This window comes from Polaromonas sp. YR568 (assembly GCF_943369415.1).
Taxonomy (GTDB): Bacteria; Pseudomonadota; Gammaproteobacteria; order Burkholderiales; family Burkholderiaceae_C; genus Polaromonas.
In genome coordinates this window covers 14,068-35,398 of sequence record NZ_CALRNF020000037.1, presented here as the reverse complement: position 1 = coordinate 35,398, position 21,331 = coordinate 14,068, and the positions used below count along the sequence as shown (strand labels likewise).

General features: G+C 64.7%; 27 protein-coding genes. 11 read left to right on the top strand and 16 right to left on the bottom strand.

What is annotated here, in order from left to right; genetic code table 11:
- Positions 1-118: 118 nt before the first annotated feature.
- The 9 genes from ACLV74_RS20680 to ACLV74_RS20640 form a co-directional block, all read right to left on the bottom strand.
- Complete coding sequence (locus ACLV74_RS20680) at positions 119-538, bottom strand: F0F1 ATP synthase subunit epsilon (RefSeq protein ID WP_411881298.1); 420 nt, start codon at positions 536-538, stop codon at positions 119-121.
- A gap of 38 nt (positions 539-576) precedes the next feature.
- Positions 577-1,980, bottom strand: coding sequence for a F0F1 ATP synthase subunit beta (gene atpD / locus ACLV74_RS20675; RefSeq protein WP_293400292.1), 1,404 nt, complete (start codon positions 1,978-1,980; stop codon positions 577-579).
- 49 nt (positions 1,981-2,029) lie between these two features.
- Positions 2,030-2,896 carry a F0F1 ATP synthase subunit gamma gene (atpG, locus tag ACLV74_RS20670; RefSeq protein WP_411881297.1) on the bottom strand — a complete coding sequence of 289 codons (867 nt, stop codon included), beginning with the start codon at positions 2,894-2,896 and terminating at the stop codon, positions 2,030-2,032.
- A 27-nt stretch (positions 2,897-2,923) separates the two neighbouring features.
- Entirely contained in the window at positions 2,924-4,537 is a 1,614-nt protein-coding gene (gene atpA, locus ACLV74_RS20665) for a F0F1 ATP synthase subunit alpha (RefSeq protein ID WP_411881296.1), read from the bottom strand.
- Positions 4,538-4,599: 62 nt separating this feature from the next.
- A complete protein-coding gene (locus ACLV74_RS20660) occupies positions 4,600-5,130 on the bottom strand; it encodes a F0F1 ATP synthase subunit delta (RefSeq protein WP_411881295.1) in 531 nt (176 codons plus the stop codon).
- A gap of 12 nt (positions 5,131-5,142) precedes the next feature.
- A complete protein-coding gene (locus ACLV74_RS20655) occupies positions 5,143-5,613 on the bottom strand; it encodes a F0F1 ATP synthase subunit B (RefSeq protein ID WP_411881294.1) in 471 nt (156 codons plus the stop codon).
- 74 nt (positions 5,614-5,687) lie between these two features.
- Positions 5,688-5,951 carry a F0F1 ATP synthase subunit C gene (gene atpE, locus ACLV74_RS20650; RefSeq protein WP_007868969.1) on the bottom strand — a complete coding sequence of 88 codons (264 nt, stop codon included), beginning with the start codon at positions 5,949-5,951 and terminating at the stop codon, positions 5,688-5,690.
- A 71-nt stretch (positions 5,952-6,022) separates the two neighbouring features.
- Entirely contained in the window at positions 6,023-6,895 is an 873-nt protein-coding gene (gene atpB, locus ACLV74_RS20645) for a F0F1 ATP synthase subunit A (RefSeq protein ID WP_411881293.1), read from the bottom strand.
- A 12-nt stretch (positions 6,896-6,907) separates the two neighbouring features.
- Positions 6,908-7,408, bottom strand: coding sequence for an ATP synthase subunit I (locus ACLV74_RS20640; protein WP_411881292.1), 501 nt, complete (start codon positions 7,406-7,408; stop codon positions 6,908-6,910).
- 215 nt (positions 7,409-7,623) lie between these two features.
- On the opposite strand from ACLV74_RS20640, the gene ACLV74_RS20635 reads away from it, so the two are divergent.
- The 10 genes from ACLV74_RS20635 (at position 7,624) to ACLV74_RS20590 (ending at position 15,201) form a co-directional block, all read left to right on the top strand.
- Positions 7,624-8,067 carry a CopD family protein gene (locus tag ACLV74_RS20635; protein ID WP_411881291.1) on the top strand — a complete coding sequence of 148 codons (444 nt, stop codon included), beginning with the start codon at positions 7,624-7,626 and terminating at the stop codon, positions 8,065-8,067.
- A gap of 25 nt (positions 8,068-8,092) precedes the next feature.
- The gene (locus ACLV74_RS20630; RefSeq protein WP_411881290.1) at positions 8,093-9,217 is read left to right on the top strand and encodes an MBL fold metallo-hydrolase; all 1,125 of its coding nucleotides are present in this window, start codon (positions 8,093-8,095) and stop codon (positions 9,215-9,217) included.
- Positions 9,214-9,750, top strand: a complete 537-nt coding sequence (locus ACLV74_RS20625) for a DUF2062 domain-containing protein (protein ID WP_411881289.1) — start codon at positions 9,214-9,216, stop codon at positions 9,748-9,750. The genes ACLV74_RS20630 and ACLV74_RS20625 overlap by 4 nt, the downstream gene beginning before the upstream one ends.
- 52 nt (positions 9,751-9,802) lie before the next feature.
- A complete protein-coding gene (locus ACLV74_RS20620; protein ID WP_411881288.1) occupies positions 9,803-10,708 on the top strand; it encodes a D-amino acid aminotransferase in 906 nt (301 codons plus the stop codon).
- Between the two features lie 13 nt (positions 10,709-10,721).
- Positions 10,722-11,048: a YbeD family protein gene (locus ACLV74_RS20615; RefSeq protein ID WP_411881287.1), complete on the top strand. Its 327-nt coding sequence runs from the start codon at positions 10,722-10,724 to the stop codon at positions 11,046-11,048.
- Positions 11,049-11,247: 199 nt separating this feature from the next.
- The gene (locus ACLV74_RS20610; protein WP_411881286.1) at positions 11,248-11,451 is read left to right on the top strand and encodes a hypothetical protein; all 204 of its coding nucleotides are present in this window, start codon (positions 11,248-11,250) and stop codon (positions 11,449-11,451) included.
- Positions 11,444-12,553, top strand: coding sequence for a helix-turn-helix domain-containing protein (locus ACLV74_RS20605; RefSeq protein WP_411881285.1), 1,110 nt, complete (start codon positions 11,444-11,446; stop codon positions 12,551-12,553). Before ACLV74_RS20610 ends, ACLV74_RS20605 begins: the two co-directional genes overlap by 8 nt.
- A gap of 72 nt (positions 12,554-12,625) precedes the next feature.
- Positions 12,626-13,333, top strand: a complete 708-nt coding sequence (gene lipB / locus ACLV74_RS20600) for a lipoyl(octanoyl) transferase LipB (RefSeq protein ID WP_411881284.1) — start codon at positions 12,626-12,628, stop codon at positions 13,331-13,333.
- 103 nt (positions 13,334-13,436) lie between these two features.
- The gene (gene lipA, locus ACLV74_RS20595; protein WP_411881283.1) at positions 13,437-14,486 is read left to right on the top strand and encodes a lipoyl synthase; all 1,050 of its coding nucleotides are present in this window, start codon (positions 13,437-13,439) and stop codon (positions 14,484-14,486) included.
- A 10-nt stretch (positions 14,487-14,496) separates the two neighbouring features.
- A complete protein-coding gene (locus ACLV74_RS20590) occupies positions 14,497-15,201 on the top strand; it encodes a helix-turn-helix domain-containing protein (protein WP_411881282.1) in 705 nt (234 codons plus the stop codon).
- On the opposite strand, the gene ACLV74_RS20585 is transcribed toward ACLV74_RS20590, so the two are convergent.
- Complete coding sequence (locus tag ACLV74_RS20585; protein ID WP_411881281.1) at positions 15,195-15,413, bottom strand: hypothetical protein; 219 nt, start codon at positions 15,411-15,413, stop codon at positions 15,195-15,197. The two genes, ACLV74_RS20590 and ACLV74_RS20585, sit on opposite strands and share 7 nt — an antisense overlap.
- A gap of 241 nt (positions 15,414-15,654) precedes the next feature.
- Between ACLV74_RS20585 and ACLV74_RS20580 the strand changes: the two genes are divergently transcribed.
- Complete coding sequence (locus ACLV74_RS20580; protein WP_411881280.1) at positions 15,655-16,512, top strand: DMT family transporter; 858 nt, start codon at positions 15,655-15,657, stop codon at positions 16,510-16,512.
- Here ACLV74_RS20580 and ACLV74_RS20575 read toward each other — a convergent pair.
- From ACLV74_RS20575 to ACLV74_RS20550, 6 genes are all read right to left on the bottom strand, one after another.
- The gene (locus ACLV74_RS20575; RefSeq protein ID WP_411881279.1) at positions 16,502-17,653 is read right to left on the bottom strand and encodes an EAL and HDOD domain-containing protein; all 1,152 of its coding nucleotides are present in this window, start codon (positions 17,651-17,653) and stop codon (positions 16,502-16,504) included. The genes ACLV74_RS20580 and ACLV74_RS20575 overlap by 11 nt on opposite strands.
- A 350-nt stretch (positions 17,654-18,003) precedes the next feature.
- Positions 18,004-19,326 (bottom strand): sensor histidine kinase, encoded by a 1,323-nt coding sequence (locus tag ACLV74_RS20570; protein ID WP_411881278.1) that lies wholly within the window; start codon positions 19,324-19,326, stop codon positions 18,004-18,006.
- A complete protein-coding gene (locus ACLV74_RS20565; protein ID WP_411881277.1) occupies positions 19,323-20,006 on the bottom strand; it encodes a response regulator transcription factor in 684 nt (227 codons plus the stop codon). The genes ACLV74_RS20570 and ACLV74_RS20565 overlap by 4 nt, the downstream gene beginning before the upstream one ends.
- Before the next feature lie 40 nt (positions 20,007-20,046).
- The gene (locus tag ACLV74_RS20560) at positions 20,047-20,427 is read right to left on the bottom strand and encodes a hypothetical protein (protein ID WP_411881276.1); all 381 of its coding nucleotides are present in this window, start codon (positions 20,425-20,427) and stop codon (positions 20,047-20,049) included.
- A complete protein-coding gene (locus ACLV74_RS20555; RefSeq protein ID WP_411881275.1) occupies positions 20,421-20,876 on the bottom strand; it encodes a DUF4260 domain-containing protein in 456 nt (151 codons plus the stop codon). The genes ACLV74_RS20560 and ACLV74_RS20555 overlap by 7 nt, the downstream gene beginning before the upstream one ends.
- Complete coding sequence (locus ACLV74_RS20550) at positions 20,869-21,330, bottom strand: Spy/CpxP family protein refolding chaperone (RefSeq protein WP_411881274.1); 462 nt, start codon at positions 21,328-21,330, stop codon at positions 20,869-20,871. Before ACLV74_RS20550 ends, ACLV74_RS20555 begins: the two co-directional genes overlap by 8 nt.
- Between the last annotated feature and the right edge of the window lies 1 nt (position 21,331).

The window sequence follows — 21,331 nt, the reverse complement described above, 5'->3', positions numbered from 1 at the left end:
AGCGGCGTCAGGCGCTTATGGTGTCAGCAAGGGCTTACATCGCGGCTAAGGCCTGGCCATAAAAAAAGCCCCTGGCTTTCGGCAGGGGCTCGGTGCGATCCGGTCAAACCGGCGCGGCTTATTTCTTCTGGCGGTACTTGCGCAAGGCGGCAATCTGCGCGGCCATGACGGCGAGCTCGGACTGGGCCATGGCGATGTCGATGTCGCTCTTGGCGTTCTTCAGCGCTTCTTCGGCGGCGGCCTTGGCTTCCACGGCCTTGGCCTCGTCCAGGTCCTTGCCGCGAATAGCGGTGTCGCTCAAGACCGTCACGCAGTTGGGCTGCACTTCGAGCAGGCCGCCGGCCACGAAGACGAATTCTTCGGTGCCGTCGGCTTTTTCAATGCGCACAGCGCCCGGCTTGATGCGGGTGATCAGCGGCGTGTGGCGCGGGTAAATGCCCAGTTCGCCGGCCTCGCCGGGCAAAGCCACAAAGCGCGCTTCACCCGAGAAGATGGACTCTTCCGCGGATACGACGTCGACGTGAATGGTGGTTGACATAAGCGATCCTTAGTGAAAAAAGTTTTGAGGCCTGGGCCTTAGACCTTCTTCGCCTTTTCGAAAGCTTCGTCGATGGTGCCGACCATGTAGAAGGCTTGTTCCGGCAGGTGATCGCACTCGCCGGCCACAATCATCTTGAAGCCGCGAATCGTTTCAGCCAGGCTGACGTACTTGCCGGGCGAGCCGGTGAACACTTCAGCGACGTGGAAAGGCTGCGACAGGAAACGCTGGATCTTGCGGGCGCGGGCCACGGCCAGCTTGTCTTCAGGAGCCAGTTCGTCCATGCCCAGAATCGCGATGATGTCGCGCAGTTCCTTGTAGCGCTGCAGCGTGCCTTGCACGGCGCGGGCCGTCGCGTAGTGGTCTTCGCCCACGACGTTCGGGTCCAGCTGGCGGCTGGTGGAGTCGAGCGGGTCGACCGCGGGGTAGATACCCAGCGAGGCGATGTCACGGCTCAGCACCACGGTGGAGTCCAGGTGGGCAAAGGTGGTGGCGGGCGACGGGTCGGTCAAGTCATCGGCAGGGACGTAAACGGCCTGGATGGACGTGATGGAGCCGACCTTGGTGGAGGTAATACGCTCTTGCAGGCGGCCCATTTCTTCGGCCAGCGTCGGCTGGTAACCCACGGCGGAAGGCATACGGCCCAGCAGCGCGGACACTTCGGTGCCGGCCAGCGTGTAGCGGTAGATGTTGTCCACGAAGAACAGCACGTCGCGGCCTTCGTCACGGAAGGACTCGGCGATCGTCAGGCCGGTCAGCGCGACGCGCAAACGGTTTCCCGGAGGCTCGTTCATCTGGCCGTAGACCATGGCCACTTTGGATTCGCCGAGGTTCTCGAGGTTCACGACGCCGGAGTCGGCCATCTCGTGGTAGAAGTCATTGCCTTCGCGGGTACGTTCACCCACACCAGCGAACACGGACAGGCCCGAGTGCGCCTTGGCGATGTTGTTGATGAGTTCCATCATGTTCACGGTCTTGCCGACGCCGGCGCCGCCGAACAGGCCCACCTTGCCGCCCTTGGCGAACGGGCACACCAGGTCGATCACCTTGATGCCGGTTTCCAGCAGTTCCTGCGATGGCGAGAGTTCGTCATAAGCAGGCGCCTTGCGGTGGATCGGTGCGGTCAGGGTCTGGTCGACCGGGCCGCGCTCGTCGATGGGCGCGCCCAGCACGTCCATGATGCGGCCCAGCGTGGCTTTGCCCACGGGAACCGTGATGTTGGCGCCGGTGTTGTACACCATGTTGCCGCGGCGCAGGCCGTCGGAGGTGCCCAGCGCGATGGTGCGCACGATGCCGTCGCCCAGCTGCTGCTGGACTTCCAGCGTCAGCGCGGAGCCTTCCATCTTGAGCGCGTCATAGATCTTGGGCATCTGGTCGCGCGCGAATTCCACGTCAACCACCGCACCAATACACTGAACAATCTTGCCTTGAGCCTGAGCCATGATTGAATCCTTTTCCGTTTCTTTAAATCTTTAAATCGGGTGTGGCGGCTTAAACCGCAGCAGCACCGGCAACGATTTCCGAAAGTTCTTTCGTGATCGCCGCTTGACGCGTTTTGTTGTAAACCAGCTTGAGTTCGCCGATCACGCTGCCGGCGTTGTCGGTGGCGGCCTTCATGGCCACCATGCGGGCGGACTGCTCGGACGCCATGTTCTCGGCCACCGCCTGGTACACCAGCGCTTCCACGTAGCGAACCAGCAGGTCGTCGATCACGGTCTGCGCGTCGGGCTCGTAGATATAGTCCCAGCCGTGCTGGTCCTTGTCGGCCTGCAGGTGCGCCGCCGTCAGGGGCAGCAACTGCTCGACCACAGGTTCCTGGCGCATGGTGTTGATGAACTTGGTGTAGCACAGGTACACCGCGTTGATCTTGCCTTCGCTGTAGGCGTCGAGCAGCACCTTGACGGGGCCGATCAGCTTTTCCAGATGCGGCTTGTCGCCGAGCTGGGTCGCGTGCGACACCACCTTGGCGCCGACGCGGTTGAGAAAACCGAGGCCCTTGTTGCCGATGGCGACCGCGTTGACATCATGGCCGGCGCCCTGCACTTCCCTGAGCTTGGCCGTCACGGCGCGCAGCACGTTGGTGTTCATGCCGCCGCACAGGCCCTTGTCGGTCGTCACCACGATGAACCCGGTGGCCTTGGCGTCGTTGGACTCCATGAAGGCGTGGGTGTATTCGGGGTTGGCCTGACTCAGGTTGGCCGTGATGTTGCGGATCTTGTCGCTGTAAGGACGGGCAGCGCGCATCCGCTCCTGCGCCTTGCGCATCTTGGAGGCGGCCACCATTTCCATGGCCTTGGTGATCTTCTTGGTGTTTTCCACCGATTTGATCTTGCCGCGAATCTCTTTACCTGCTGCCATAACAGTTTCCTGGTTTCGGGTAACGAATTAAGCGAAGGATTTCTTGAATTCGGCCACGGCAGCCTTCAACTCGGCTTCGGCATCCTGGCAAACTTTTTTCGTCGCCTTCTTCGCGTCGCTGTCATCCGGCTTGCTCGGCTTCGCATCCCACTTGGGGCCATTTGCCTCAATGGTCGCCAGCATGGGGGCGTGCTTGTCTTTCAGGTAGCTGTGCAGGCCGTGCTCGAAGGCCAGAACCTTCTTGACTTCGATGTCGTCCATGAAGCCCTGATTGACGGCAAACAGCGTCACACCCATCAGGCTGATCGGCAGTGGGGAGTACTGCGCCTGCTTGAGCAGCTCGGTCACGCGGGCGCCGCGTTCGAGTTGCTTGCGGGTGGACTCGTCCAGGTCGGAGGCGAACTGCGCGAACGCAGCCAGTTCACGGTACTGCGCCAGGTCGGTACGGATACCGCCGGACAAGCCCTTGATCCAGTTCGTCTGGGCAGCGCCGCCGACGCGCGACACCGAGATACCGGCGTTGATGGCGGGGCGGATACCGGCGTTGAACAGGCTGGTTTCCAGGAAAATCTGGCCGTCGGTGATCGAAATCACGTTGGTCGGCACGAAAGCGGACACGTCGCCGGCCTGCGTTTCGATGATGGGCAGCGCGGTCAGGGAACCGGTCTTGCCTTTGACTGCCCCCTTGGTGAAGTCTTCAACGTACTTCTCGTTCACGCGGGCTGCGCGCTCGAGCAGGCGGCTGTGGAGATAGAACACGTCGCCGGGGTAGGCTTCGCGGCCCGGCGGGCGGCGCAGCAGCAGCGAGACCTGGCGGTAAGCCACGGCCTGCTTGGACAAATCGTCATACACGATCAGCGCGTCTTCGCCGCGGTCGCGGAAGTATTCGCCCATGGTGCAGCCGGAGTAGGCGCTGACATACTGCATGGCGGCCGACTCGGAAGCGGAAGCCGCCACGACGATGGTGTATTCCATGGCGCCGGCTTGTTCCAGCGAGCGCACCACGTTCTTGATCGAGGAGGCCTTCTGGCCGATCGCGACGTAGACGCAGGAAACGCCCTTGCCCTTCTGGTTGATGATGGCGTCGATGGCCACGGCGGTTTTGCCGGTCTGGCGGTCGCCGATGATCAGTTCGCGCTGGCCGCGGCCGACGGGCACCATGGAGTCGATGGACTTCAGGCCGGTCTGCAGGGGCTGGTCGACGGATTTACGGGCGATCACGCCGGGCGCGACCTTTTCGATCACGTCGGTGAGCTTGGCGTTGATCGGGCCCTTGCCGTCGATGGGCTGGCCCAGGGCGTTCACCACGCGGCCGAGCAGCTCGGGGCCGACGGGCACTTCCAGGATGCGGCCCGTGCATTTGACGGTGTCGCCTTCGGCGATGTGTTCGTATTCACCCAGGATCACGGAGCCGACCGAGTCGCGCTCGAGGTTCAGCGCCAGGCCGTAGGTGGGGGTGCCGTCGGCGGTTGCGGGGAATTCCAGCATTTCGCCCTGCATCACGTCGGACAGGCCGTGGATGCGGACGATACCGTCGGTCACGGACACCACGGTGCCCTGGTTGCGGATGTCGCTGCTGCCGGTCAGGCCTTCGATACGGCTCTTGATCAGTTCAGAAATTTCTGCGGGATTGAGTTGCATGACTCTTTCCTTCTTTCTATGTTTGTTGGCTTAAAACCTGCGGATGGCGCCTGGGCACCGGCTCAGGAGATCAGCGCCACTTTCATTTGCTCTAAACGGGCTTTGACCGAGGTGTCCAGCACCTCGTCACCCACCACGACTCGCACGCCCCCGATCAGGGCCGGCTCCAGCTCAACCTGGAGGTTGAGCTTCTTGCCAAAACGTTTTTCCAGCGTTGCCGACAGGTCGGCCAGCGCCGCGGCGTCGAGCGCGAATGCGCTGTAGACGGTCGCGTCGGACGACCCGCTTTTCGCGTTTTTCAGGACACGGAACTGCGCGGCGATTTCCGGCAGGGCGCTGAGGCGGCCGTTGTCGATCACCGTGCGCAGGAAGTTTTTCGCGGCCTCCGGCAGCTGGGTCTTGGCAACGCCCGAAATCACGTCGAACGCCTGCGCCGAAGTGACGCCGGGGTTGCCGGCGAACTGCTGCAGCTGCGCATTCGCAGCGATGGCGGCCAACTCGTCGAGCCAGGCGGCGGCGCCGCCCAGGTCGGAGCCGGAGGCCTTGAACAGCGCTTCAGCGTAGGGACGGGCAATGGTGGCTAGTTCTGCCATGTTGATGCTCGCTTAGAGTTCGGTCTTCAGGCGGCCCAGCAAGTCAGCATGCACACCGGCATTGACTTCCTTGCGCAGAATCTGCTCGGCGCCCTTGACGGCCAGCACGGCAACCTGCTCGCGCAGGGCCTCGCGGGCCTTCACGGCCTGCTGCTCGGCTTCCACCTTGGCGGCGGCAATGATCTTGCCGCCTTCTTCGGTGGCCTTGGCCTTGGCTTCCTCGATCAGGGCCTGGCCGCGGCGCTCGGCCTCCGCCAGGCGCACGGCCGCTTCGTTGCGCGACTTGGCCAGCTCTTCTTCCACGCGCTTGTTGGCGACGGAGAGTTCAGATTTGGCTTTGTCGGCAGCAGCAAGGCCGTCAGCGATTTTTTGCGCGCGCGCGTCCAGGGCCGCCGCGATGGGTGGCCACACAAACTTCATCGTGAACCCGACCAAAATCAGGAACACGATCAGCTGGACAATTAGGGTACCGGTAATGCTCACTGCTCATCCTTTCCCTTGGGGCCCAGCCATAAGCCGGCCCGAAGGAATGACATTCTTGGGATTTTGATCAATGCTTACTTGGGCAGGTTGGCGATTTGCGCCAGGAATGGGTTGGCTGTGGCGAACCACAGCGCGATACCCGTGCCGATAATGAAGGCAGCGTCGATCAGGCCGGCCAGCAGGAACATCTTGGTCTGCAGTTCGCCCATCAGTTCAGGCTGGCGTGCAGCTGCTTCGAGGTATTTGCTGCCCATGATGCCGATGCCGATACAAGCGCCGACTGCGCCCAGGCCAATGATGAGGCCGGCGGCCAGAGCGACAAAACTAATAACTTCCATGATGACTCCTTAGGACTTTGGTTGCGAGAGAAAAAGAAAAACGGAAACGAAAACGGGAATGACTGATCTGATCAGTGGTGATCGTGCGCCTGGCCGATGTACACCAGGGTCAGCATCATGAACACGAAGGCTTGCAGCGTGATGATCAGGATGTGGAAAATCGCCCAGGCCGAGCCCGCGATGATGTGGCCGATGGCCAGGCCGATGCCGGTCGCCGACAGCGACCAGGCGCCGCCCATCAGGGCGATCAGCAGGAAAATCAGTTCGCCGGCATACATGTTGCCGAACAGCCGCATGCCGTGGGAGACCGTCTTGGCGACGAACTCGATGACCTGCATCAGGAAGTTGAAAGGGTACAGCGCCCAGTGGTTGCCGAAAGGCGCGGTGAAGAGCTCGTGGATCCAGCCGCCCACGCCCTTGATCTTGACGTTGTAGACCAGGCAGGTGATCAGCACGCCCAGGGACAGGCCCATGGTGATGGAGAGGTCGGCGGTGGGAACGGAACGCATGTAGGCGTGGTGTGCATCATGGCCGGCGGCGCCGTACGCCCAGGCCCACAGCACGGGCAGCAAATCCACCGGCAGCAAGTCCATGGCGTTCAGCAGGAAAATCCAGACAAACACGGTGAGGGCCAGCGGCGCGACCAGCTTGCGGCTTTCGGCGTTGTGCACGATGCCTTTGGCTTGCGCGTCGACCATTTCGACGAGGATTTCAACCGCGGCCTGGAAACGGCCGGGAACGCCGGAAGTGGCTTTGCGGGCGGCTTTCCAGAGCAGGAAGCAGCCGATCACACCCAGCAGGATGGTGAAGATGGTCGAATCAATATTGATGACGGTCAGATCGAACGGGCCAACAAGTTCCTTGTTGCGCCAGTGCGTCAGGTGGTGAACGATGTATTCACCGGCGGTTGGACCGCCATGTCCAGCAGCATTCTCAGCAGCCATTTATTGCTCGCCTCAAAGTTTATTTTTCCTGGCCGCGAACAACAGCGCGATCCAGGACGTTTTCATTGTCACCACCAGGCCGACCAGCATGGCCGGCCAACTCAGCATCGAAACCAGCCTTGGCGCGGCAAACAGCATTGCCACCGTCAAGGCGATCTTGACCATTTCCCACAAAAAGAATCCAGCCACCGCGGCGCCTGGATTCATTGACCACACTTTGCCGGTCAAACCGCGCGCAAACAGCGCCGCCGGAATCACCACCGCCAGCGCTCCGTAAAGCGCCGACCAGCCGGCAGACCGCTGGCCTGTCAGGGCCCAGGTGACACACGCCACCAGAACACCAACCGCCAACTGCCCCGCCAACACCGACCAGGGGGAAAGAAGCGAAACCGTTTCACGAAGCTTTTGGGCCTCTTCACGGGTCAGGGGCTTGAAAGCCGCCTCGTCCGCCTCAAACTCATATGTAACTGCCCGGGGGACCGGGTCCGTTGCCGAATTCACCGAATTTGTCATTTTGAAACCTACAAATTACGGGAAAGTTACAGGGCCGTTATTAGCAAAGCCCTTGATTATACGTAGAAACCCCTGCACTCCCAGAAAAACCCCGGTTTGGAAATGAATTAGGGGGCATGCGCGCGTGCATTGGGGTAAACGCCAAGCGGCTGGTTCACAATGGGTTAGAGCGCCACGGCCAGTAGCGCCGCCCACCCCCTTGAAAGATCCCCCGCATGCACGCCCTGATGAAATTCCTGCACATCGCCTTTGCCATCGCCTGGCTGGGCGGGATCTCCTTCATGCTGTTTGCGCTGCGTCCCGCCGCCGGGCAGCTCGCGCCGCCGCTGCGCCTGCCCCTGATCGCGCAGGTCCTGCGGCGCTTTTTTGTACTGGTGTGGGTCTCCATCGCCGTCCTGCTGCTGACCGGGCTGGCCATGCTGCTGGCCGTCGGCATGAAAAACGCGCCCACCGGCTGGCACCTGATGTTCGGCCTGGGCCTCGTGATGTTCGCGCTCTTCGGCCACCTGTATTTCGGCCCCTTCCGCCGCCTCAAGCTGGCCGTCGTGGCCGCCGACTGGCCCGAAGGCGGGCGCCGCGTCGGGCAGATCGCCACACTGGCCATGATCAACCTGGCGCTGGGCGCGCTGGCCATTGCCGCCGTCGTGTTTCTCGCGTGAGGAGGGCGGCACTCCTGCGGCCTGTATGCGCGCCTGCATTCTTTTCATCAGCCTGTTTTTCCTCGCCGGGGGTTGCGCGGCCGTGAACCCTTATTACGATCCCGCCAAACCGCACCACACGCGGGAAGGCTTCCAGAACAACTACAGCGCATCGGTCACCAGAAGCCTGGGCGATCTGCTGCGCTGGCAATGGGACAAGCGCCGGCAAAACCTGCCCGCACCGCCCGCCGCGCCCACCCCAGCGCAGGCGCCGGACCTGGCCGCCATACGCGCCTATGCGCCGGCGTTTGCGGCGCCGGGCACGGCATCGCCCCCGCCCGCCATCACCTGGGTGGGCCACGCCAGCATGCTGGTGCAGGCGGGCGGGCTCAACGTGCTGACGGACCCGGTGTTTTCGCGGCGAGCCAGCCCGGTGCAATTCATGGGTCCTTCGCGCGCGCAGCCGCCGGGCATCGCGCTGGCCGACCTGCCGCCCATCGACGTCGTGGTGCTGTCGCACAACCACTACGACCACCTGGACGCCGATTCGGTGCAAGGCATCGCCGCGCGCTCGGCCGCCGCCGGCAGCGCCACGCTGTTCCTGGTGCCGCTGGGCCTCAAATCCTGGTTCGCCAGCCGCGGCATCACCCACGTGGTGGAGATGGACTGGTGGGACCACCACGTCTATCGCGGCGTCGAATTCAATTTCACGCCGGTGCAGCATTGGTCGGCGCGCGGCCCGGGCGACCGCAGCCAGACTTTGTGGGGCGGCTACGCCGTGTTCGCGTCCGACCTGCACTGGTATTTCAGCGGCGACACCGGTTACTCCAAAGACTTTCTCGACACCCGCGCGCGCTTTGCCAATCGCCAGACGGCCGCCCAGGGCGGCGGCTTCGACCTGGCCCTGATCGCCGTCGGCGCCTACGAGCCGCGCTGGTTCATGTCCGGGCAACATGTGAACCCGGCCGAGGCGGTGCAGATCCACCAGGACCTGGGCGCCAAGCGCAGTGTGGGCGTGCACTGGGGTACGTTTGAGCTGACCGACGAACCCCTGGACCAGCCGCCCAAAGACCTGGCCGCGGCGCGCGCGGCGAAAGGCCTGAAGGACGAGGACTTCAGCGTCATGGCCGTGGGTGAAACCCGCATTTTACCGCCCAGGGCCGCGCCATGAAGGCACACCCCAAAACCAGGACGGGAAGAAAACCCGCCGGTTGGCTGGCGCGCATAAAGGCCTCGGTGCCCAGCCGCGAAGTGCTGGCGGCTAACCCCTGGCTGCGGCCCGTCGCGCACCGCGTGCTGGACCCTCAGCTGTGGCGCCTGCAGCATGAAGCCGTGGCGCGCGGCGTGGCCATCGGCATTTTCTGGGCCTTCGCGCTTCCGTTCGCGCAGATCGTCGCGGCCGCGGCCCACAGCGTCTGGTGGCGCGCCAACATTCCCGTCGCCGCCGGCATCACCTTCATCACCAATCCCTTTACCGTGGGCTTCTGGCTCTGGCTGGCCTACCAGGTGGGCAGCCTGCTGCTCGACGCGCCGCCGCCGGTGCGCATGTCCGAAGGCGCCGGCGTGCTCGCCTGGCTGGCGTCCTTTGGCGGGCCCGCCATACTGGGCATGGGCATTTTTGCCGTAGTGGGCTCGACCACCGGCTATGTGCTGGTCAAGCTGGCCTGGCGCCTGCGCATCTGGTTCAAGCGCCGCCGCCGTTAAGCCGCTAACCCTGGACAATCGGTTTTCGTTTTCTTTTTCCTTCAAGCTCACCATGACCACGCCTTCCCCCAACACCCTTCCCGACACACCCTGCTACCTCAACGGTGAATTCACCCCCCTCAAGGACGCCAAGATCAGCGTGCTGGACCGCGGCTTCATCTTCGGCGACGGCGTGTACGAAGTGGTGCCGGCCTATGGCGGCCGCTTGTTCCGCTTCGAACAGCACATGGCGCGCCTGGCCCGCAGCCTGGCCGAGCTGCGCATCCCCAACCCGATGACACAGGCCGAGTGGCAGGCCGTGGCCTTGAAGCTGGTCGCGGCGCATGCGCAATCCACCGGTGCGCCGGCCGAACAGGGCAACCAGCTGGTCTACATCCAGGTCAGCCGCGGCGTCGCGATGCGCGACCACCCCATGCTGCCCGGCCTCACGCCCACGGTGTTCGTGATGGCCAACGCCATGAAGCTGCCCAGTGCGCAGCAGCGCGAAGCCGGCGTGGCCTGTGTCACGGCCGACGACTTCCGCTGGGAAAAAGCCCACATCAAGGCCACCAGCCTGCTGGGCGCGGTGTTCGCGCGCCAGATCAGCGTCGATGCCGGCGCGGTGGAAACCGTGATGTTCCGCGGCGACCACCTCAGCGAAGCCTCTTCGAGCAACGTCTGGATCATCAAGGACGGCAAGGTCTTCGGCCCGCCCAAAGACAACCTGGTGCTTGAAGGCATACGCTTCGGGCTGATCGAGGACATGTGCCGCGCCGCCGGCATTCCGTTCGAGCTGCGCCGCATCACGCGCGCCGAAGTGCTGGACGCCGACGAAATTTTGCTGTCCTCCGCCACCAAAGAGGTGTTGCCGGTGACCCTGCTGGACGGCCAGCCCGTCGGCCACGGGCTGGAAAAAGGCAAACCCGGCCCCATCTATGCCAGGCTGTACGCTCAATACCAGCGTGCCAAACAGGCCTGAAAGGACCCTCGCCATGACCAGCTCCCCCGATACTCCGAAAACCCCGAACATCATCGGCGTCCCCGGCTCCGAGCCTTCGCGCCAGGAGTCGCTGATCGAGTACCCGTCGCAGTTTCCCATCAAGGTCATGGGCCAGAAGGTCGACGGCATGGTCGCGGCCATCACCGCCATCGCCCACCAGTTCGACCCGGCCTTCGACGCCACCACGATAGAACTGCGCGAAAGCAAGGCCGGCAACTACCTGGGCGTGACCATCACCGTCACCGCCACCAGCCGCGAACAGCTCGACGAGCTCTACCGCACGCTGTCGACGCATCCCATGGTCAAAGTGGTGCTGTAAGCAGGGAATTTCGCGCGATATGAAAAAAATTGGGCTAATTTCTTTTATATGACGCGTTGGCTGCGCCCCTTATGAAAGAAATCGCGGTCGGAATTAAGTCCTAACGCTCGGCCTATTTCTATATAATCATCCATCCCAAGGGTGGATGATATTTTGAAAATAGACTTCACGACTCAACGACCTTGACTCTGCCACGTCAATGGAAGTCATGCGCAACTTGCCCGGCTACTGGGAAGAACTTAAGGGTGATCGCGCAGGGCAGTTCTCGGCGCGTTTACACGGTGGAATGCGGCTCATTGTGAAGCCTCAAAAACTACCTCCACCCACCAAACCGGATGGAGGCCTTGACTGGCTCGCCATCGACAGCATCTATATCGTTGAAATGGTGGACTACCATGACTGAACAAAATTTGAGCTACCGTCCCGCAGAGGTTTCGCCGCCAGGCGACACCCTGGCAGAGCTGATAGAAGAGCGCGGCATTGCACAAGCTGAATTGGCCCGCCGTATGGGCCGCCCCATCAATGCCGTCAATGAAATGGTGCTGGGCACCAAAGAAATTACGGAGGACACGGCTTTGGAGTTGGAACGGGTGCTGGGCACCCCGGCACACTTCTGGCTTGCCAGGGAGTCCAGATACCGGGAATACCTGGCCAGACAGCGCGATGCAAGTCGCGCGGAAAGCCGGCTCGAATGGCTTGACAAGTTTCCGATCAAGCAATTGCAGGAGGCCGGATATCTGCCAGCAGGGCGCTTGACGGAATCGTTCAAGGCGTCGTTGATTGAACCAACTCTGTGCTTTTTTGGCGTCGCATCCCCGGAGGGCTGGCATGGGCAATATGACCGCGTGCAAGCAGCCTTCCGCCGCGCCAATCCCGCCAAACAAACTGATAACGCCGCTATTACCGCTTGGCTGCGCCTGGGTGAACTGCAGGCATTAAAAGCAGATGTTCCAGCCTTCAGCGCTGAGAAGTTGCAGGCCAATATCGCCGCCCTTCGGTCTCTCAGCACCCGACCAGCGGCAGAAATAGGCATCGGTTTACAGAGGCAGTGCGCCGAGGCCGGAGTAGTACTGGCTTTTGTACCGCCCTTTCCGCGAACCCATGTCAGCGGTGTTGCCCGTTGGCTGGGTGATCGTCCATTGATACAGCTATCACTGCTGGGTAAGTGGAATGATGTTTTCTGGTTCAGTTTCTTTCACGAAATCGCTCATATCCTCAAGCACCCCAAAAAGGCCGTCTTCCTGGACGATGCCAGCTCGGGCTCGGCAGCCGAGAGCAAAGAAGAAAAAGAGGCCGATCAATTTGCCGCCGACACACTGATCCCGCCAGCCGACCGCAAACGCCTTGGCCAGATTGATCTGACCGCCACCGGTGTGCGTAGATTTGCCAAGGAAATCGATATTCACCCCGGTATCGTTACGGGATGCCTTCAGCATATGGGACTTGTGGGCTGGGCAAGCCCCATGAACCAGCTGAAAGACCGTTACCAAATTGCGTCAAAGTAAAGCGCGCGCCATGCCACCCTCGACAGGCCCAACCGCACCGTGGATAGACGTCCAACTGGATGCGTTACCTGAATGAACATGGAAACACGCCAGCTGGGCCGGGTCGACTACCTGCCCACCTACGAAGCCATGCAGGCCTTCACGGCTGCCCGCCACCCGGCGGGCACCGCTGAAGGCGGGCAAGCTTTGCCAGGCGAATCCGACCAGCTGTGGATCTGCGAGCACCCGCCGGTCTACACCCAGGGCCTGGCCGGCAAGGCCGACCATGTGCTCAACCCCGGCGCCATCCCGGTGGTGCAGACCAACCGCGGCGGCCAAGTCACGTACCACGGCCCCGGCCAGGTCGTGGCCTACCCGCTCATCGACCTCAAGCGCGCCGGCTATTACGTCAAGGAATACGTCTACCGCATCGAGGAGTCCGTGATCCGGACGCTGGCGCATTTCGGCGTCACCGGGCATCGCGTGGCCGCCTCGCCCGGGATTTACGTGCGGCTGGACGACCCGGCCGCCCATGCCGCGCTGACCGGCCCGGTGAACCCAGCCGACCCTTTCCAGGGCCTGGGCAAGATCGCCGCCCTGGGCATCAAGGTCAGCCGGCATTGCACCTACCACGGCGTGGCGCTGAATGTTGCCATGGACCTGGAACCCTTCTCGCGCATCAACCCTTGTGGCTATGTGGGACTGAAAACCACGGACCTTCGTACAATTGGCGTGTCCGTCACGTGGCAGGAGGCCGCGGACGTGTTGGGGCGGAAACTCGCGACGTATCTGGCACCCTGATCTTTTTCTCCGTTCGGGCTGAGCCTGTCCAAGCCCCCGGCCCCCCGCCGGTTATGAGCGGATTTCCAGCCCTTCGACAGGCTCAGGGCAACCGGTATCGACCATGAGCACACCCGAGATCGTCAACGCGGCCACCAGCCCTTCACTGAACCCCGTGGTCCGCGACGTCCAGACCCTGGAAGCCTACAACCCGCTGGCCAAACAAAAGGCCGCGGCCAAGCTCTCGCGCATCCCCGTCAAGGTGGTGCAGGGCGAAATGCTCAAGAAGCCCGACTGGATCCGCGTCAAGGCCGGCAGCCCGACCACGCGCTTTTACGAGATCAAGCAGATCCTGCGCGAGAACAAGCTCAACACGGTGTGCGAGGAAGCCAGCTGCCCCAACATCGGCGAATGCTTCGGCAAGGGCACGGCGACCTTCATGATCATGGGCGACAAGTGCACGCGCCGTTGCCCCTTCTGCGACGTCGGCCACGGCCGGCCCGACCCGCTGGATGCCGACGAGCCGCTGAACCTGGCCAAGACCATCGCCGCGCTCAAGCTCAAATACGTGGTGATCACCAGCGTGGACCGCGACGACCTGCGCGACGGCGGCAGCGGCCATTTTGTCGAATGCATTCAAAAAATCCGCGAACTCTCGCCCGCCACCACGATTGAAATCCTGGTGCCCGACTTCCGCGGCCGCGACGACCGCGCGCTCGAAATCCTCAAGGCCGCGCCGCCCGACGTGATGAACCACAACCTGGAAACCGCGCCGCGCCTTTACAAGGAAGCGCGCCCCGGCAGCGACTACCAGTTCAGCCTGAACCTGCTCAAGAAGTTCAAGGCCCTGCACCCCGATGTGCCGACCAAGAGCGGCATCATGGTGGGCCTGGGCGAGACCGACGAGGAAATTTTGCAAGTGATGCGCGACATGCGCGCCCACAACATCGACATGCTGACGATTGGCCAGTACCTCGCGCCTTCCACCAGCCACCTGCCGGTACGCCGCTACGTGCACCCCGACACCTTCAGGATGTTCGAGGAAGAGGCCTACAAGATGGGCTTCACCCACGCCGCCGTGGGCGCCATGGTGCGCAGCAGCTACCACGCCGACCAGCAGGCCCATGCGGCCGGCGTCGCCGACAAGGCCGACGCGGCCATCGCCGCCCTCTGATCCCCTGAAGATGGACGTGCCGCAAGGCTCCCTGTCGCTGCGCCATTACGGCGCCTCGCACGGCAGCCATGCGCACGAACATTTCCAGGTCTTGCTGGGCCTGGACGGCGTGCTGGACCTCGAAGTGCAGGGTCGCGGGCGCCGCATCGCGGCCGGCCAGGGCTGCGTGATCGCGCCCGGCGACCATCATGATTTTGAATCCCGCGAAGGCAGCCGTTGCATCGTGCTGGACACCCCGCACGCCGCCTGGGCACGCTGCGCATATGACCCGGCCAGAACCGCGCAGGCCCTGGCGCTGGGCCACTACCTGGCGCACGCGCTGCAGCAGCGCGGCAGCCTGGCACAACACTACGGCCCGGCCTTGCTGCTGGAGGCCTGGCAGCCGCTGCCGCAAGCTGTACCACCTGCACGCCATCAGCGCCCCATCCATTGGGAGCAGTTGGCAACCTGGACACAGCAGCGCCTGCATGAACCTTTGAGCGTCGCGCAACTCGCCGCGCAGGTCTTCCTGAGCCCCACCCAATTCGCCGCGCGCTGCCGGCGCGAAACCGGCCTCAGCGTGATGCACTGGCTGCGCCGGCAACGCCTGGCGCTGGCCCTGCAGTTGCGCGGTCGCGGCATGGGCGTGGCGGCCACCGCATTGCACTGCGGCTACCGCTCGCCCTCCGCGCTGACCGCCGCGCTCAGGCGGCAATCAGGCGAATCAATTCAATAACGGTTGGGATTGTTGGGACGGCGGTCGTTGCGGTTGCTCACGCCGTCACCGTCGCGGTCATAGCGAGGGCCGTAGCCGGGGCCATAACCGGGGCCATTCGCCGGGCCGCCGCGGTAATGCGGGCCGTCGCCGTAAGGCACGGGGTAGGCCACGCAGCCCGACAGGGCCATGAAGCCGGCGAACGAGAGCAAAACAAGGGCAAGCTTTTTCATGAGGGGTCTCCTTGAGGTTTCAGGCCTCGGGTGGTTGTTGTCAAACATCAGCACCCTCATTGAAAGCCCTGCCCATGCCGTGGAGGTGTCCGGCATGCGCCCGCCCGGTGAAGCTGGTTACGGGATGTAGGCATGGGTGTAGGACAACGCGCGCACATACCGGGCTTCCAAAACCTCGTCACGCGCCGCTTAAGCGTCGTTGCGCGACGATGCCGCGCGCGGCGGCTCTTATGCTTGCCGCATGCCAGCCAATCTTTATGCAATGGGCGCCATCGCCCTCTGGGCCCTGCTTGCCTCGCTCGGCGTGTCGCTCAAGCACGTGTCGCCGTTTTTGCTCACCGGTATCGCGCTGCTGATCGGCAGCACGCTGGCCCTGCCCTTTGTGCTCAAAGACAGGCGGCAATGGCGCATCCCGCCCGCCACGCTGGCGCTGGGTGTATACGGCCTCTTCGGTTTCCACTTTCTGCTCTTCATCGCGCTGCGCCACGCGCCTGCCGTCGAGGCCAACCTGGTGAACTACCTGTGGCCGCTGTTCATGGTGGTGCTGGCGCCGCTGTTTCTCCAGGGTGTGCAGTTGCGCGGCGTGCACGTGGCCGCGGCGCTGCTGGGGTTTGCCGGCGCGGCGATTGCCATCCTGGGCGCGGGCGGCGGCGCTGCCTCCGGCGGCTGGTCATGGGGCTATCTGCCGGCGCTCGGCTCGGCCTTCATCTGGGCCAGCTATTCATTGCTGACCCAGCGCGTGCCGCCTTTTCCGACGGCGGCCATCGGCCTGTTCGGCCTGGTGTCGGGCGCCCTCTCGCTGCTGTGCCATTGGGCGCTGGAGCCTGCGGTCGTGCTGTCCGCGCAAGACTGGCTGCTGCTGGCCGTGATGGGCCTGGGCCCGCTGGGCGCGGCGTTTTTCCTCTGGGACAGAGCCCTCAAGCTCGGCGACGCGCGGCAGATCGGCATCCTGAGCTACCTCACGCCGCTGGGCTCCACCGCGCTCCTGATGCTGGTCAGCGGACGCGCGCTGAGCTGGAGCATTGGCCTGGCGGCCGTGATGATCATTGGCGCGGCCATGCTCGGGCTGCGCGCACCCGCCAAAAAAACTACATCTTGATGTTCTGCGCCCACATGATCGCCGACACGTGGGCCTTGTTGACGTCTTCGGCCGTCATGGACATGGGGGCCGAGAAATCGGCGGCGCGGCCGTCCAGGCCCTCGCAGGCTTCCACCAGCGCCAGCACCGGCGCGTAAACGCCTTCGCGCGACAGCAGCGCCTCCGAGACGGCGGGCGGCAGGACCAGCTGGGCCAGCACCTCCGGCACGGGGGTTCCCAGCAGGCGGTCCAGAAAGGAAAACATGCCGACGACAAACAGGTTTTCCGCTTCGCGCCGGGTCAGGAAGTCCTGGCCCAGCAACTCCGCAAAGCGCCCGCGGATCATCGCGGCCTGCATCAAGGCGGGGGAAAAGCCCGTGGTGTGGGTGCGTGCCAGCAAGAGCAGCAGCCAGCGAAACAGCGGCGCATAGCCCAGCATGGACACCGCATGGCGCGCCGACTCGACCTCGACTTCCAGGCCGAAACCCGCGGAGTTGATGTAACGCAGCAGCTTGTAGGAAAGCTGCATGTCGCTTTTCAGCGCTTTTTCCACATTGCGTATGTCCGCGTCGCCCTGCACCAGGTGCATGAGCTGCAGGATCTGCTGCGCCTCGGGGCCCAGCTTGACGGCTTGCTTGATTTCGCGCGGCGCCCGGCAGATGTCCGCAAAAATGCCCTCTATCCCGGTGCCGGCGCAGGCCTCAAGTTCCAGCCAGCCCGGAACCTTGTCCACCACCACGCGCAGCGGCGGCGAGTGGTGCCGGGCAAAACGGGTGATGGCCTCGCGCTCGGGATGGTCATGGGAAACCAGCAGGTGGCTCAGGCGCGCAAGCTGCGGCGCGTTGTCCTTGTTTTCCAGGGCTGCCAGGTCCGCCACCCGCAATGCCAGGCCCAGTTCCTGCGCGCGCCACGATGCGAACACGGCCTGGTTGGCCTTGTCCAGCAAGTCCGCCTGTTTCAGGATCAGGACGAGCGCGTGATGCGGAGAGGCGGCCAGTTCATCGACGAACAGGGCCATGGAACTGACGTCGATGAAGAAGCGGCCGGACGAACTCTCGCGGGGGTGCGCCGCCAGCAATGCCAGCAGCTGGCGGGACGTCATCTCGCCGGAAAGCTCACCGTCGTCGGGGTCGCCCTGGCATGCCAGCAGGTAGCCGGTCACGCGTTGCTGGGCGTCAAGCAGGGGGGCCCTGAAAATGTATCTGTTTTCGCTTGCCAAACTTTGGCCCAGGATTGAAGGAGCGGGTCGCTGCGCGTCTGGTGAACACACCCAGGGGGCGCGCCGAACATACGCTCGAAGGGTTAACGCCGAGTTGGCCGGACGAGGGGAATTATCCTTCTATTACCGGCCCCCAGAGAAAAATAGCCGGCCGGCACCGCCCAATCAGCGCGTATAACTTCACGCAAGGCGGCAGAAACGCCGGTTCCTCACGGAAACCGGCGGCCGCAAACGCCGGCGAAAAGCACCGCCGGCCGCCCGGATCAGGCCCGCCCGCCGGCCCCTGCGGCGGGCTACGGCGCACCCTCCGGCCACAGCAAGCCTATGGCCAGCCCCGGTTCCGCATTGCGCACCTCCAGCTGCGTGCCGTGCGCCTGCGCCACCAGGCGGCACAAATACATGCCCAGCCCCACGCCGCCGGTGGCGCGCTGGCGCGCGCCGTCGGTGCGGTAAAAAGGCTCGGTCAAATGCGCGAGCTGCGCCGGGTCCACGCCGGGGCCGAAGTCGCGCACCTCCAGCAGCACGCAGCCTTCGGCCGCCCGCAGCGATATGCGCGGCGGCCGCGCGGCGCCGGCGCTGTAGCGCAGCGCGTTGTCCATCAAATTGCGCAGCAGCAGGCGAACGCGCATGCGGTCCAGCGAGAGCGGCGGCAAGCCGTCCGCGAGGTCCAGCTCCAGCGCCGCCGCGTTGGCGGACATGTCGCCCGCCACCTCGCGCACCAGCGCGGCCAGGTCCACGGGCTCGCGCTGCAGCGCGGCATGCGGGCTGGCCAGGCGCTCGCTCTCGAGCAGGTCGCTGATCAGGTCGCGCATCTCGCCGAGGTCGCGCAGCAGCGCATCGCGCTCGCGCGGCGCGCTGCCTTCGCCGGTGGCCGGCAGCAGCTCGGCATTGAGGCGCGCGCGCGTCAGCGGCGAGCGCAGCTCGTGGCTGAGCGCCAGCAACAGGCCGCGCTTGGCGTCCAGCATGGCCTTGATGTCGTGTGCCATGGTGTTGATGCGCCCGGCCAGGTCGCCGAGCTCGTCGCGCCGGCGCAGCGGGATGGGCGTGTCGAACAGGCCCCGGCCGAAGCGCTCGGCGCCGGCGCGTATGTCGTCCAGCGGGCGCAGCAGGCGCCGCACATAGGCATAGGCGCCCACCAGCAGGCCCAGCAGCAGCGCCAGCGTGATCCAGCCGAACATGCCGTGCGGCGAGCCCTGCCAGGGAATCGTGCCGGGGCCGAAGATGATTTTGTGGCCGTCGGCCGTGGTGCGGCTGAGCCAGTCGCTGGCGCGGCTCTCGAACAGCTTGCGGTCGGGATGCGACTGCCAGTTCACCTGCGGCCCCTCGATGCGGATGGAAATCGGCAGCCGCGCGGCCAGCGCCTGCGCGCGGCCCAGGTCGGGCGGCGAGCCCAGGTCGGCCACCAGGCGGTCCATGTAGTCGCTGACCAGCGGCTTGGCCGCGTCGCGCCAGCCGCTGGTGAACGCGCGCTGCATGCCGCCCATGAAGACCGCGCCCATGCACAGCGCCAGCAGCAAAAACACCGTGATCAGCCGCAGCCGCAGCGAATGCCCCCAGCGGCGGCGCCAGCGCTCGGGCCGGGAGCGGCCGCAACGGTCCCGCCATTTCATTCTCATGGCGCGCCCGCCTTGCCGACGGCCAGCGTGTAGCCGGCGTTGCGCAGGGTCTTGATGCAGTCCAGCGGCTCGAGCTTTTTGCGCAGCCGGCTCACCACGATGTCGACGGCGCGTGTGTAGAGCTCGGCCTCGTGGCCGCGCAGGCGGTTGAGGATATCGTCGCGGTTGAACACCTTGCCGGGCTCGGCCGCCAACAGCGCCAGCAGCTCGAACTCGGTGCCGGTCAGCTCGACCTTCTCGCCCAGGCGCAGCACCTCGCGCGTTTCCAGGTTGATCGCCAGGCCCTCGAACACGCGGCGCGGCGCGGCCGGCGGCACGGCGCGCTGGCGCCGCAGTATGGTCTGCACGCGCGCCACCAGCTCGCGCGGCTCAAAAGGCTTGGGCAGGTAGTCGTCGGCGCCCAGCTCCAGGCCGACCACGCGGTCCATCACGTCGCCGCGCGCGGTCAGCATGATGACCGGGATGTCGCTCTCCTTGCGGATCTCGCGGCACAGCGCGAAGCCGTCCATCTCGGGCAGCATGACGTCCAGGATGGCCGCGTCGTAGGCGCCGGCGCGCAGTTTGGCCAGGCCCTCGCCGGGGCGCAGGGCACTGTCCAGCACGAAGTCGAAACGCGCGAAGTAGGCCGCCAGCGGCGCGGCCAGGTGCTCGTCGTCGTCGATCAGGAGGATGCGGGGCATGCGGCCATCATAGGGAAGTGCGCAGGCGTTCGCAGGGCGTTCACGCGAACACCCCGCGCGCGCGGCGCGCAAAGTACAGGCCCGCCAGCAGCAAGGCCACCAGCGCGAAGTGGAGAACCAGGTCGGGCGCCGATTGCGGGCCTATGCCGATGACGATGGTGAACAGGCCCACCAGCGTGCCGATCAGCGCGAAGGACTGCGCCAGCAAAGCCAGCTTGCGGGTGCGCCCATGCATGACAAAGCTCAAGGCCCACGCCGCCAGCAAGACGGCGGCAATCACCCCCTCGGCCATGCGGGCCGCGCCGTGGGCATGGCCGCGCAGCAGCAGGCCGCTGTGCACCATCGAAGCCGCGGACAGCAAGCCGGCCTCCAGCAACAGGAAGCCGCGCAGCATGCGCGAAGTCTGAGCGGCGTTCACCATGGGTCTTGAGGCCCCAGCCGGCCCAGGTGGGTGTGCCCAAAACCCGCGCCGTACTTGAGTCCGTAGCCCAGCAGCCGGTCAAAGCCGATGTGTGCGCACCAGACCAGCGCCGCCGCCAGCAGCATCGGCGAAGCGCCCAGCACGCCCACGGCCAGCAAACCCACCGCGCCTATATAAGAATGCGCGGCGTTGTAGGCCAGCGCACCCCAGCGCGGCCCGGCCAGGTAGGCCAGGAAGGACACATCGGGCAGCAGGAAGAGCGCGGCGAACCAGCCCCAGCCCGCGCCGAACTGGGCATAAGCCGCGGCCGAGGCGGCCAGCACGGCCAGCCCTTCGGCGCGCAGCAGCAGGCGCACGCCGCCGTTCACGCTGCCCGGCGCGGCGGCCATGGACTGCCGCCGCACGGCCCGCGCCATGCGGGCCGGCGGGAAGAAGACTGCATCAGCCACGGTGGCCCCAGCGGCGGCCGCGCTCCATGAAGTCGCGCACTTTCTGTTGCTGCTCGGGGCGCAGGTTGTCGAAGAAATCGGCCGCGGCGGCGATCACTTCGGGGCTGCCGGCCTGCAGGGCCGCGGTTTTTTCATCGATCAGCTTTTTCGCGCCGGCCTGGTCCAGCGTGTTGCCGGCGAACAGGCCGCGAAACGCGTCACGCGGTTCGGTCGCGCCGCGCAGGGCGGTGCGCTGCGCATGCAGCTTGTCGGCCAGCACGGCCAGCTTCTGCTTTTGTGCGGCGTCCAGGTCCAGGCGCGAGCCGACTCTTTCGACCATGCGGGCGCGGAACTCGGGCGAGCCCATGTCGCCGTGCATGCCGCCGGGGCCGCGCTGCGCGCAGGCACCCAGGCTGCCGATGATGAGCGCCCCGCCAAACAGGCCGAGCAGGAGTTTTTTGATGCGGTGTTTCATG